This window comes from uncultured Abyssibacter sp. (assembly GCF_964000955.1).
GTDB lineage: Bacteria > Pseudomonadota > Gammaproteobacteria > Nevskiales > OUC007 > Abyssibacter.
In genome coordinates this window covers 1-13,179 of sequence record NZ_CAXFCL010000363.1, presented here as the reverse complement: position 1 = coordinate 13,179, position 13,179 = coordinate 1, and the positions used below count along the sequence as shown (strand labels likewise).

9 protein-coding genes are annotated in these 13,179 nt (G+C 65.5%); 7 read left to right on the top strand and 2 right to left on the bottom strand.

Annotated features, from left to right (window positions below):
* The 6 genes from ABNS06_RS17750 to ABNS06_RS17725 all read left to right on the top strand — a co-directional run.
* Positions 1-2,755: response regulator (locus ABNS06_RS17750; RefSeq protein WP_348675940.1), on the top strand; the 2,755-nt coding region annotated here is incomplete at its 5' end.
* Positions 2,734-3,573, top strand: coding sequence for a protein-glutamate O-methyltransferase CheR (locus ABNS06_RS17745; protein ID WP_348675939.1), 840 nt, complete (start codon positions 2,734-2,736; stop codon positions 3,571-3,573). The genes ABNS06_RS17750 and ABNS06_RS17745, both read left to right, overlap by 22 nt.
* A complete protein-coding gene (locus tag ABNS06_RS17740) occupies positions 3,563-4,138 on the top strand; it encodes a chemotaxis protein CheB (RefSeq protein WP_348675938.1) in 576 nt (191 codons plus the stop codon). The genes ABNS06_RS17745 and ABNS06_RS17740 overlap by 11 nt, the downstream gene beginning before the upstream one ends.
* Positions 4,139-4,154: 16 nt before the next feature.
* Positions 4,155-5,477 carry a diguanylate cyclase gene (locus ABNS06_RS17735; RefSeq protein WP_348675937.1) on the top strand — a complete coding sequence of 441 codons (1,323 nt, stop codon included), beginning with the start codon at positions 4,155-4,157 and terminating at the stop codon, positions 5,475-5,477.
* A gap of 144 nt (positions 5,478-5,621) precedes the next feature.
* Positions 5,622-6,080: a hypothetical protein gene (locus ABNS06_RS17730; protein ID WP_348675936.1), complete on the top strand. Its 459-nt coding sequence runs from the start codon at positions 5,622-5,624 to the stop codon at positions 6,078-6,080.
* A gap of 112 nt (positions 6,081-6,192) precedes the next feature.
* Complete coding sequence (locus tag ABNS06_RS17725) at positions 6,193-6,594, top strand: MAPEG family protein (protein WP_348675935.1); 402 nt, start codon at positions 6,193-6,195, stop codon at positions 6,592-6,594.
* Positions 6,595-6,655: 61 nt separating this feature from the next.
* Here ABNS06_RS17725 and ABNS06_RS17720 read toward each other — a convergent pair whose 3' ends face one another.
* The gene (locus ABNS06_RS17720; RefSeq protein ID WP_348675934.1) at positions 6,656-9,340 is read right to left on the bottom strand and encodes a serine/threonine-protein kinase; all 2,685 of its coding nucleotides are present in this window, start codon (positions 9,338-9,340) and stop codon (positions 6,656-6,658) included.
* Positions 9,341-9,414: 74 nt separating this feature from the next.
* On the opposite strand from ABNS06_RS17720, the gene ABNS06_RS17715 reads away from it, so the two are divergent.
* Positions 9,415-11,064, top strand: a complete 1,650-nt coding sequence (locus tag ABNS06_RS17715; protein WP_348675933.1) for an acyl-CoA dehydrogenase family protein — start codon at positions 9,415-9,417, stop codon at positions 11,062-11,064.
* A 1-nt stretch (position 11,065) separates the two neighbouring features.
* On the opposite strand, the gene mnmD is transcribed toward ABNS06_RS17715, so the two are convergent.
* The gene (gene mnmD, locus ABNS06_RS17710) at positions 11,066-12,904 is read right to left on the bottom strand and encodes a tRNA (5-methylaminomethyl-2-thiouridine)(34)-methyltransferase MnmD (protein ID WP_348675932.1); all 1,839 of its coding nucleotides are present in this window, start codon (positions 12,902-12,904) and stop codon (positions 11,066-11,068) included.
* Between the last annotated feature and the right edge of the window lie 275 nt (positions 12,905-13,179).

Sequence of the window (13,179 nt, the reverse complement as noted above, 5' to 3'; positions counted from 1 at the left end):
GCTCGAAGTGCTGCGAGCGATGCGCAGTCCGGGGTCGGTCGAGGACCTGGCCGCGTCCATCGTCGGCACGTTGCTGCGGTATCTGGACGCCGACATCGGTGCGCTTTATCTCGTCGAGGACAGCGCGCTGGTCCTGAGCGCGCAAAGCGGTTTGCCGGAAGGGATCGATTGGGCGACACGCTTCGACACCCAACATGGACAGCTCGGCCGGGCGCTGACCGAACAGCGGACGCGGCTGCTCTCCGAACTGCCGGCTGATTATCTTCCGGTCGATTCCGGGCTGGGGCACACCGACAGCACCGCGGTGACGCTGTCGCCGCTGCGTGGTCAGGGGCGCGCGGTTGGCTTACTGGAACTGGCCTGGCGCCGGATACCGCCCGCCGAGGCGGCGGCGCTGCTGGACAGCGTGTCCGAATCCGTGGCGCTGGCGCTGGATGCCGTCCAGGCCAAGCTCAGGACCGAGCAACTGCTGGAAGAAACCCGCGCCATGGCCACCAAGCTGGAGGAGCAGCAGGAGGAACTGCGCGTCTCCAACGAGGAGCTGGAGGAACAGACCCAGGCGCTGCGGCAGTCCGAGGAGGAACTGAAGCAGCAGCGCGAGGAACTGAGCACGACCAACGAGGAACTGGAGGAGAAGAGCGAGGTGCTGTCCGAGGAACGCGCCAAGCTCGAGGAAACCGCCGAAAACCTGCAACGGGCGACGCAATACAAGTCCGAGTTCCTGGCCAACATGTCGCACGAATTGCGCACGCCACTGAACAGCATGCTGATCCTGTCCAAGCAGCTGGCCGATAACGAGGACGGCAATCTCAGCGAGGATCAGTCACGGTCCGCGCGAGTGGTCTACGAAAGCGGCCGCGATCTGCTGACACTGATCAACGAGATTCTGGACCTTTCCAAGGTGGAAGCCGGACAGCTTGCCGCGCATCCGGAGACCTTCGCATTGCCCCAGGTCCTGGACGCGTTGCAGCGCCAGTTCGAGCCCATGGCGCAAGCCAAGGGCATCGAGTTCCGTGTCGAGCGGGATGAGACGTTGCCGGCGCAGCTGCACACCGACGTGCAGCGGTTGCAGCAAATCGTCCGCAATCTGATCTCCAACGCCATCAAGTTCACCGACAAGGGCTCGGTTACGCTGAGGGTGGTGCGGCCCGATGCCTCCATGCCCCGACCGGCCGGACCGGACGGCCCGGTGCCCGACGATGAGCTGATCGCCTTTTCCGTGACGGACTCGGGGATCGGGATCGATCCCGCCAAGCTGGATGAGATCTTCAAGCCCTTTGTTCAGGCTGACGGGTCCACCAGCCGGCAGTACGGCGGTACCGGTCTGGGCCTGAGTATCAGCCGGGAAATGTCGGTGCTGCTGGGCGGACGCATGCATGCCACCAGCAAACCGGGACAGGGCAGCACCTTCACGACCGTGATTCCCAGACACATCACGGGTCAGTCATCACCGGAACCCGCGGCCGGCCCGTCCGCGCGGGACGCCGTGGTGACACCGCCTCCGCCGCCGCCCGTGCCCGAGACGACACCGCCGGAGGCCACGCGCGTGCCGGACGACCGTGCCGATGTGGCATCGCCCGGCGAGTGCGTGCTGGTCATCGAGGATGACGAAACCTTCGCGGCGATCGTCCGCGATCAGATTCGGGGCCGGGGTCGCAAGGCACTGGTGGCGCTGGAAGGCCGCGCCGGTCTGGCGCTGGCATCACAGTACCGGCCGCAGGGCATCGTGCTGGATCTCAACCTGCCGGACATGACCGGGCAGGAGGTGCTGGCCTCGCTCAAGCAGAATCTGGAGACACGGCATATTCCGGTGCACATCGTCTCCTCCGCCGACAAGTCGGTGGAGTCGCTGCGCATGGGCGCGGTGGGCTTTCTCGGCAAGCCGGTGTCGCTGGAGGAACTCGGGCAGGCGTTGGGCCGAGTCGAGTCGTTGCAGGAGGATCGTCGCCGCGTGCTGGTGATGGAGGATGATCCCAAGGCGCAGATCGCGCTACGCAGCCTGCTGGAGAACGACCAGACCCGGATTGAGGTGGAGGCCAGTGGCGAGCGGGCGCTGGCACGTCTGGCCGACGAACGTTTCGACTGCATCGTGCTGGATCTGAAGCTGGAAGATATCGACGGCCTGGAGTTCCTCCGCCGGTTGCGCGCGCATGAGCAGGAAGAGCATCCCCCCGTGGTCATCTACACCGGACGCGACCTGACGCGCGAGGAACACCGGGAGCTGTCGACGCTGGCGGAGAGTGTCGTGGTCAAGGGCGCCGAATCGCCGGAACGGTTGCTCGACGAGGTGACCCTGTTCGTTCACGCGCTCAACGAGAAGCTGCCGGCGCAGCAGCGGCAGATGCTGCAGCGGCTGCACGACGGGCCCGGCGTGTTCCAGGGCAAGCGGGTGCTGATCGTCGACGATGACCTGCGCAACACCTTCGCGTTGTCCGGGGCCCTCAAGAAAAAGGGTTTCGAGGTCCATATCGCCGACAACGGCCAGATGGCACTGGACAAGCTGGAGGAACTCGGCGAGCTTGATCTGGTGCTGATGGATATCATGATGCCGGTCATGGATGGCTACGAGGCAATGGGCAGAATCCGGGCGGACGAACGCTTCGCGCAGATGCCGATCATCGCCCTCACGGCCAAGGCCATGGCTGAAGACCGACGCAAGTGCATCGAGGCCGGTGCCAGCGACTACATGACCAAGCCGATCGACATTGACCGGCTGCTGGCGATGATCCGCGTGTGGCTGGGCAGGGCAGCGTGATCGATCCCGACGTTCTTCGCATCGAGACGGATCTGGTCGTCGCGGCGTTGTACCAGCGCTACGGGCTGGATTTTCGACAGTACTCGCGCGCGTCGCTGGAGCGCCGTTTGCTGGGGCTGGTGGAGAAGCTGCATCTGCAGCATGTCACTGACCTGATACCGCGCCTGCTCCACGAACCGGGTTTCGTTGATCGCATGGTCAACGGCATCGCCGTCAACGTGACCGAGCCGTTTCGTGATCCCGAGTGCTTCAGCGCCATCCGTCAGCATGTCTTCCCGGTGTTGCGGACCTATCCCTATTTCAAGATCTGGCATGCGGGCTGCGCTTCCGGCGAGGAGGTCTACTCGATGGCGATCCTGCTCAAGGAAGCCGGTCTGCTGGATCGCGCGCAGATCTACGCCACCGACATCAACACCGATGCGCTGGCCCGGGCGCGTGACGGCATCTACCCGGTCGAATCGATCGCGCGCGGTGAGAAGAACTACCTGGCAGCGGGCGGCACGGGGCGGCTGGCCGACTACACCCTGCAGCAATACGGCTCCGCCCGTTTCGACAGCTCGCTGCGCGAGAACATGGTGTTCTCGCAGCACAATGTCGTTTCCGACGAGGTGTTCGGGGAGATGGTGCTGGTGATGTGCCGCAACGTGTTGATCTACTTCGAACGCGAGTTGCAGAACCGGGTCATCGATCTGTTTCAGCGCAGCCTGGTGCACCGCGGGTTCATTGCGCTGGGAGCCAAGGAAAGCCTGCAGCACATCACCGGCGGCGCGGCGTTCGAGTGTCTGGACCGGCCCGCGCGGCTTTACCGTGCGATATGACGCGATTGCCATCGGAGGATCGCATGGCAGCTTCGATGTGCTGCTGCGGACATTTGGCGAGTTCTCGGGCATCGAGCTGCCTCCGATTTTCGTCGCGATCCACATTCCGAGAGGCAGTGCCCCGGACTTCGTGACGCATTTCAATACGCGCTGTGGCTGCCGGATGCTGGAAGTCGAGGACAAGCAGGTTCCGATGAACAACAGTATTTACCTCGCACCCGGTGGCTATCATGCCCTCATCGAGCGTGACCGCAGCCTGAGCCTGTCCTCCGACGGGCCGGTGAATCATGCGCAACCGTCCATCGATGTGCTGCTGGAATCAGCGGCGCTGGCGTATGGCAATCGGCTGCTCGCCGTGCTGCTGACAGGCGCGAGCAGCGACGGGGCCGCGGGCATGGAGCGTGTGCACGCTCTGGGTGGAACAACCATTGTGCAGGATCCGAAAACGGCCAAGGCACCGGTGATGCCGCAGGCCGCGATCGACCGTTTTCAGCCGGACTACCTCGTGGTGCCCGAGATGCTCGCGGGGACCATCATCAGCCTGGCCGGCGAAACGCAGGAGTAGGGAGACGCGTATGGGCATGGACAGCCAGACGGTCGAAGCCAACCGTCCGAAAGTGCTGCTGGTCGATGATGTGCCGGCGAATCTGCTGGCCTACAGGGCCATTCTGGGACGGATGGGCCTGGAGTTGCACGAGGCGGCGTCGGGGCACGAGGCACTGGCGCTCGTGCTGCGTCACGAGTTCGCGGCGATCCTGATGGATGTGCAGATGCCGGAGCTCGACGGTTACGAGACCGCCGAATTGATTCGCGAACATGCCGGTGACACGCCGATTCCGGTGATCTTCATCACCGCGGGTGATCGCAGCGAAGCCAGAGAATTTCGCGGCTACGACAGCGGCGCGATCGATTACCTGTTCAAGCCGGTCAACGACAAGCTGCTGATCTCCAAGGTCCGGGTGCTGACCGAGCTGTGGACGCACCGCTGCAGGCTGGCGGAAGCCCGTGACGAGCTTCGTCTCGTCAACGCGCAGCTTGGCGGTCTGCTGCGCGGTGCCGCGGAGGGCATCATCGGGCTGGATGTCAGGGGGCTGATCGAGTTCGTCAATCCGGCCGCCTGCCGCCTGCTCGGCGTTGACGCCGAGGTCCTGATGGGCATGCCGGTGCTGGATTTGCTGAACAGCAATCTGCGCGAGCGCGTGGGCACGGATTTCGAGCTTTGTGAAATGCGACGCGTGGCGCGGGAGCAGGGCATCTATCGGAATACGCACACCGAGTTCGCGCCCCCGGGTGAACCGCCGTTGCCGGTCGCGTTCAGCCTGTCGGCGATCGAGACCAGTCACCACAAGGACGTCGGCTACGTGCTGGTGTTCAACGACATCAGCGATCAGCTCAGCGCGCAGGAGGCATTGCGCCGTAGCGCCGAGCATGACGAACTCACCGGTCTGCCCAATCGCCGACTGTTCCTGCGCCACCTGCAGCAATGTGCCGAAGTCGGAATCCAACAGCCGTTCGGGCTGCTTTATATCGATCTCGACGGCTTCAAGCCGGTGAACGACCAGTACGGCCACAATGCCGGTGACGCCCTGCTCAAGGCGTTGAGCTGGCGCCTGGCGCGGATGCTCCGGGGTGGGGATTCGGTGGCCCGGCTCGGAGGGGACGAGTTCGGCGTCGTGCTCGCGAGCTGCCGCACGTCCGAGCAGGCCGAGCAGATCGCCACGCGGCTGCTCGAGACCATTCGCACGCCGGTGGTGATCGACGGGCTGGAACTGCGTTGCGGCGCGAGCATCGGTCTGGCGATGTTCCCGGCCGATGCCGTTGATGTCGACGGGCTGGTCAAGGCCGCCGATGCCGCGATGTACCGCGCCAAGCGCGGCGATGGAGACTCGATCCAGGCGGCCTGACGACAATCACGCCCCGCCGGGCTTGCCGATCAGCGCGATACTGTATATAAATACAGTTATCGATGGTCAGCGAGTATCGGGAGGGATGTGATGCGTGCAATTTGGCGAAACGGTTTGGTTGTGGGGGCCACGGCGGCATTGCTGATGACGGCCACGAGCCTCGCGGCGAACTGGGGCGCCGCGCCGGAAGACGCGGCGCAGAAGGCGTACCGGGCGGCTGTCCATGCTGCCGAGTCCTACGTGCAGGGTGCGCTGGATCGTCCGGCGCTCGCACGAACCCATGTGGCGCCGCATTTTGACGGTCAGATCCCCTCGCGGCTGACGGATGGTGACAAGCTGCGTGTCGCCTGCCATCTGGTGGAGGAAGGCGATCGCCGTTATCACCGCTACCTGGAACTGGTGCAGCTCCGCGTGCGGATGCAGGCGCAGTCCAGGCCGCTGCCCGAGCGCATGTCCGAAGAACTGGAAGCACTGCGCCATCCGCCGATGCAGCCCCGTCATCTGGTTCGCAGCCAGGCGCTGCTCGACGCCTGCGAGCGTCGGGAGCAGGCACCGCTGCTGGCCACGCGCGCCGACCGGGTGTCCGCTGGCTCCGCGTCCTGAGCGAGTGTGACGACTGCGCGGGTAGGTGTTTTCGATCAGTCGGGCGGGTAACCTCCACGCCGAGTCGGAGTGCACCTCGCGGTGAGGTGTCACGCTCAGGGAGGAGATCACAATGTCTGCATTGACCGCACTGGCTTATTTCGCCGTCATCACTCTGGTGCTGCCGCTGATCTACGCGGGTTATCGAATTCCGCTGGTACTCACCGGCAAGAAACCGGCGGATCACTGGACGCGCGGGCGACCCGAGGACGATCCGGGGGTCATCACCCGCCTGAAGCACGCCCACATGAACTGTGTCGAGAACATCGGCCCGTTCGCGGTGGTGGTGCTGCTGGCCGCGGTGCTGGAGAAGACCGCCGTGACCAACGCGGTAGCCCAGTTCGTGGTGTACGCCCGGCTGCTGCAAATCTTCGTGCACAGCCTCGGTACGTCGTTTCCGCTGGTGCTGGCCCGCGCCACGATGTTCATCGCCCAGGTGCTGCTGATGCTCTACATGCTCTGGAGTCTGTTCTAGCCCGTTTCGGAGCGGTCACGGGCTGGTGCCGGATGGCCCGGCCCGTGGTGCGGGTATTGGTTCAGGTCATCGCTTCCGCGCGGATGGCGGCGGCGCGCTGGTATACGGCGTGCTCGGCCCCGAACTGACGTTCGAGTTCGCCCATGGATGTGTCGATCAGGTCGGTACCTTGCTCAAGTTCGCCATCCGCGATCAGCGCTCTGCCCAGTTCGCAGCGCAGCAGCAGCACGAGGTAGTGATCCGGACCGTGCAGATTTTCGCGGATGGAGATCGCGTCACGGAACCGCTGCACGGCATCCTCGTCGCCACGATAGAGCGCAAGACGGGCGCGATAGGCGAGTGCCAGCGCCAGGTGGGGACGACCGGGCTCACCAGTCTGCTTCAGGGTTTCGATGCTGCCATCCAGGACTTTTTCGGCATCGTCGAAATCCCCGTTCACCGCCATGGCGTGGCCGCGCAGTACGCGGCAGTCACTGGCGTAGACGTCGTTGTGGGCGCTTGGAATGACCTCCAGAAGGGTGCTTTCCAGCTGTTCCATTGCTTCGGCGTGCTTTCCTGAACGCAGCAGCAACTGGCCGCGTTGGCAGCCCAGCCCGGTGGTGAGCCGATCACCGACCTCGCCGTAGGTTCGTGCCATCGGAATGGCTTTGTCGACCGTTGCCAGCGCTTCTTCGAGTTCACCGTTGTCCATTTGCACGGCGGACAGACTGAGCATCTGACGGGCGAGGGCGGCGGACGGGCCATACAGTGTCTGACGCAACGCCGTCGCGCGCTCTATCCGGGAGGCGGCCATGACCAGGTCGCCGCGTTTGCGCGCGATGGAGCCCCAGTTGCTGATCGTGGCCAGCGCGTCAACGGAATCCGTCGTGCCCACCGCTTCCCAGACATCCCAGGCTTCCTTGCTGATGGCCTGAGCGGCGTCCATGTCGTTGTTGTAGAAGTGCGCGGCGACGAGATTGTTCAGCACAATGGCGGTTTCCTCGTGGTTGCGGCCCCAGTGACGGTCCGCGCGCCTGACTGCGTCCTCCAGCACCGATACAGCCTCCTCGGACTCACCGTTGAGACGGTGCAGGCGCGAATGCATCGAAGCTGAGTGGATCAGTTCGACCTCGTACTGATCCGCATGCGCCAGCCAGTAGTCGTGGGCGGCATTGAACAACGCGGTCGTCGATTCGAGATCGCCGGTTTCGAAGCGGATCTGGGCGAGATCGAAGCGGCTGAGCGCGCGCACGGCTTCGGGGACATCTGGAGACGGGTGCTCGGCAACGCGTGCCAGGATGGGCTCGGCGCGTTTCCAGTCGTCCATGGCGTAGAAGATCGCGCCGATCATCCGCAGCGCCTCGGCCTGGCTGCCCGGGTCGTCGGCGAATTCGTCCTCGAGCTCCGCCAGCGCGTTCTCCAGCAGCCCGATCGCAGTCATCGGTTCTCCGGACTCCTGTCTGGCGCCAACGACACCCAGTACCCGGGCCATGGTGTCCCGCATGGCGGAGACACGGGCGGAATCCCGTAGCGCGATATCACGCTGGACGGCCGCGCGTTGCGCGTAGATCGTCGTTGCGGTCAGCGCGCCGATCAACAGCGCCACGAATGCGGTGGATGCGGCGACCGCAATCCAGTTGCGTCTCACGAAGCGGCCCAGGACATAGCGCTTCGCGCCACGCCGCGCCGCGACGGGGCGCATGGCGAGCATGGCTTCAATGTCTTCGCGCAGGGCCAGCGCGCTGGGGTAGCGGGCGTTGGGTTCCTTGCGCAGTGCCATGCTGCAGATGGCATCGAGATCGGCTGCCATGCTGCTGCCGCGCAACAGACTGCCCTCGACGCGACTCGGCGCAGCGGGGACCGCGGTAAGCACGCGGTTGATCGCGGTGGGCAGTGCCAGACCATCGAGTTCCTGGGGAGGACGCCCGCTGATCAGTGGGTAGAGCACGGCGCCCAGCCCATGCACATCGGTCGTCGTCGTGATCTGACCGCCCGCGAGCTGCTCCGGCGCTGCGTAGTTGGGGGTGTACAGCGCCTGTGTCAGCTGCCCGTTCATGCCGCCGGATTCGTCGATCAGCGAGGCGATGCCGAAATCCAGCAGCTTGGGCGTGCCGTCATCGCGGACGAGGATGTTCGCGGGCTTGATGTCGCGATGGATGACTAGATGCTGGTGGGCATAGACCACCGCGTTGCAGATCGCCATGAACAGCCGCAATCGCTGCTCCAGCGTCAGCCGGTTCTGCGTGCAGTAGTCCAGCAGTGGCAACCCGTCCACGTACTCCATCGCCATGAACGGGTGGTCCAGCTCATCGACGCCGCCATCGAGCAGGCGTGCGATGTTCGGATGGTCCAGGTCGGCGAGAATCTGACGCTCGCGCTGGAACCGCGACATCCGGTCGGGGTCGCGTGTCGGCAGTCGCTTGATGGCGGCCTGCTGCGTGAATTGCTGGTCCGAGCGGTTCGCCAGGTACACCTCGCCCATGCCGCCGCGGCCCAGCGGACACTCGATCGTCCAGATGCCGATGGAATCGCCCCGGCCGAGCGAGTAGTCGGTCGCTGGCGGCGTCTCCTCGTCGACCGGGCCGGAAGCGGGGGAGGCCAGGAAGTCACCGGCATTGCGGTCGGCGTCGATCAGTCGCGCGACAGCGTCACGGAGCGCTGGCTGGCCTGCGCAGAGGCTGTCCAGCAGCGCTGCCCTGCGGGCCGGCGGCGCGTCCATGACGCGGTCGAAAACCCGTTCGATGTCTCCCCAAGTTGCGTTTTTCATCCCCGTTTGCTCTCGGTTGAGCGAATCCCCCCAGCATGATCCACTGTCGTCCGGTCTTGCTCAAGAAACACACCATGCGAAACGCTCAGGATCTCACCCACGCGGTGACCAATCAGCCGCCGGAATTCATCGACATCAATTTGTTCGATGGTGACAGCGTGCTGCGTCATTGGGTGGACAGTTTTGGTGGCGACTGGGGCGCCGAGCGGCTCGGTACCTATGGTGAGCTGGCGGGCGGGCGACTGATGGAGCTGGGGTTCCAGGCGAATGCCCAGCGTCCCGTGCTGCGGTCGCATGACCGGTTCGGGCATCGCATGGATCAGGTGGAGTTTCATCCGGCCTATCACGAGATCATGGCGACCGCGATCGCCCATGGCGTGCCGTCACTGCCCTGGAACGAGCCCGGCGAGGGCGCGCAGGTGGTGCGAGCGGCATTGATGTATCTGCATGGTCAGGCGGAGGCGGCAACCTGCTGCCCGCTGACCATGACGTACGCGTCGGTGCCGGCCTTGCGAAATCAACCGGAGGTCGCCGAGCAATGGCTGCCGAAAATACTGTCCGGCGAATACGATTCACGGTTTCTGCCGATCGCCGAAAAGTCCGGCGCGACCATCGGCATGGGCATGACCGAGAAGCAGGGTGGTTCGGATGTGCGCTCCAACGCGACGGCCGCGACGGCGATTGGCGGTGAGGGTGCCGGCGAGGCCTATACGCTCGTTGGACACAAGTGGTTCTTCTCCGCGCCAATGTGCGACGCATTCCTCGTGCTCGCCCAGGCCGAACGCGGTTTGTCCTGTTTCCTGGTGCCGCGGTTCCGGCCGGATGGCAGTCAGAACGCGATCCGCATCCAGCGGTTGAAGGACAAGCTGGGCGATCACGCCAATGCCTCCAGCGAGGTCGAGTTCTACGATGCCTGGGGCGTGATGGTCGGCCCCGAAGGTCGCGGCGTGCCGACGATCATCGAGATGGTCATGCACACCCGGCTGGACTGCATGATCGGTTCGTCGGCGCTGATGCGGCAGGCGTTGTCCCAGGCGATTCACCACGCGAGCCATCGCGAGGCCTTCGGGCGGACCATCGTCGATCAGCCGCTGATGCAGAACGTGTTGGCGGACCTCGCGCTGGAATCCGAGGCTGCCATCGCGATGACGCTGCGTCTGGCCTCCGCGCTGGATGCGGCCGGGCAGGGGGATGAGGAAGAGGCCGCACTGGCCCGGATCATGACGGCCATTGGCAAGTACTGGATCTGCAAGCGCACGCCGATGATGGTGAACGAGGCGCAGGAGTGTCTGGGCGGTGCCGGGTATGTCGAGGAATCGATCCTGCCCCGGCTTTATCGTCAGGCGCCGCTGAACTCGATCTGGGAGGGCTCCGGCAATATCCAGTGCCTGGACGTGCTGCGGGCGCTGGCACGGGAAGCCGGCGCTTTGCCGGCAATCACGCGGGAGCTGGGGATTGGCGCGGCGGAAAGCCCGGCCCTGGCCGAGCGTGTCGAAGCCCTCGGCGAGGCACTGAAGGACACGCAGGGCGCGGAGTTGCGAGCGCGTTCGCTGGTGGAGGAACTTGCTGTCTGCCTGCAGGCCAGCCTGCTGGTGCGTTCGGCGCCGCAATTCGTTGCCGATGCGTTCCTGGCCGGCCGTTTCGAGTCCGGACGCGTGTTCGGCACCCTGCCGACCGGTCTGAACTTCGAAGCAATCATCGACCGGGCGCGCGTGCCGCTTTAGTTCAGTTGCCTGAGAGCGTCTGTTCGCCGCGACGCAGTTGCTGGATCAGTAACCGGCCCGGATGAATTCCGGCCCAGGTGTCGCGATCGACCGGTAGCGGCGCGCCGGTGATCGCGGCCGCGATCACCTCTCCACACAGCAGGGCGGCGGTGGCGCCGCGGCTACCGTGCCCCCGGTGCAGCCACTGGTTGGGCTCATGGCGCGGAGCCGGGAAGACCTGCTGGGGGCGGCCGTGGCGCACATCGGCATAGTGTTCCTCCCACCAACCGGCATCCGGCACCGGGCCGACCTGGGGCATCCGGTCCGCCGTGCCGGCACGGACGGCGGCCATGTGAACCGCCGAACCGGTATCAAACTCGGTCATCAGCCGTTCGGCCCATTCGGCCAGATACTTTTCCGCCTCTTCGGCATCCGGCGCTGTGTCGTCGCAGCCGCGGACATGGCTGGCGCCCAGCCAGAACCCGTGTTCCTGCGGAATGCACAGTCCCCCACCGGCCAGGGCGGGGCGGTCGGCGCCGACATCCGCCACGGCGATCGCGGACAGCTGCCCGCGTGAAACCGAGACCGGATGCTGCGCGTCCCACGGCGTCGGCGATGCGCCGGTTGCATAAATCGTGGGGCGATCGGGGTTCGCCGACTTCGGGCGACCGGGCACAGATTCGATCGCCGGATGATCCAGCCAGGCTTTCGCCCATGCCGACGGGTCCAGCCAGCCGGCCTCGGGTAGCCAGCGGCCGCCAGTCGCCAGCGGACGACTCGCCAGCGCCGACAGCGCTTCGGCGTCCAGCATCGCGTCATCCGGTCCACCACGGTGATTCAGCACGGCCACGCCGCCCGGATGCCAACCGGCTGCGCCGCGCAGCCGATGTGCCGCATGCGCGAAGGCGCCGTCATAGAAGCGCCCCCGCAGGTTGGCGGCCCGCTCCGGGTATGGGCGAACGATCAGTCCGGGCAGGCGCGATGGCGCCGCGCGTGCTGGTGCCGGGTCATCGTGCACGGTGACGTGCAGCCCACGTTCGGCCAGCGCGCGTGCGGTGGCCGCGCCGGCCAGACCGGCACCGATCACGTCGACATGGGTTGATTGGGTTGCCGGCGGGCGGTGAAACCAGGCCGGATGCGGCCCATGCGCGGGTCGTGAGTCGCTGGCCAGCCGCCCGCGAAGCATTTCGCGCTTGCGGCCGAAACCCGGTGCCTTGTCGACCACGAAGCCCGCGGCCTGCAGGTTGCGCCGCACCCAGCCGGCCGCGGTGTATGTCGCGAAGCTGCCGTCAGAGCCGGTGTGGTCGACGAGCAGGCGACACACGGGCTCCGACCACATTCCGGGGTTGCGGGCGGGCGCGAACCCGTCAAGAAACCACGCATCGACCCGGGCATCCAGCGATTGCAGCATCGCCTCCACATCGCCGACCAGCAACAGCAATCGGATCCGCCCGCCCGCGAGCACACGGAGGTTGAAGCCGGGCGTCAACTGCTCGCAAGCATCGGCGAGCGGCTCCATCCATGGCGCGAGCGCCGGCCAGGCCGTCACGGTCTGGCGCATGTCCGACGGGGGCAGCGGAAACGCCTCGATACTAATGTAGTCCAGCGTGGCATCCGGTGGCGCGTGACGCATCCAGGTGTCGAAGGTCAGACAGGCGTTGAGCCCCGTTCCGAAACCGAGCTCACCGACCGTGAAATGCGCGGCGGATCGCCAACGCGCTGGCAGCCCGTTATGGGTGAGGAACACATGGGAGGACTCGTCCGGACCCGCCGAATCGAAGTAGCGATCCCGGAACCGGTCGCTGAACGGCGTTCCGTCGGTCCACGTCGCCGATTCGCGAGTCGGTGGGAGGTCGGTCATGCGCGTATTGTCGCGCAGCTGTGTCGACCCAATTAATTAGGTAGACTTATAAAATAGAAGGTCGCTCATGGCAGTGCGGCCTCCACGCATGTCCGCCTCGCCACGCGGGCGCCACCCGCGGAACCCGGTGCCGTCATCCAGGGTCTCAGCCGGCTGTTTCGACCGAGCGGCCGTGAGCACGGCCAGCGGGCAACACGCCGCCATTTCAGGAACGTATCGTGACATTGAATCAACCCGGTCTTGCCAGATCGCCGATGGGCCTGAGCGAGTTCGTC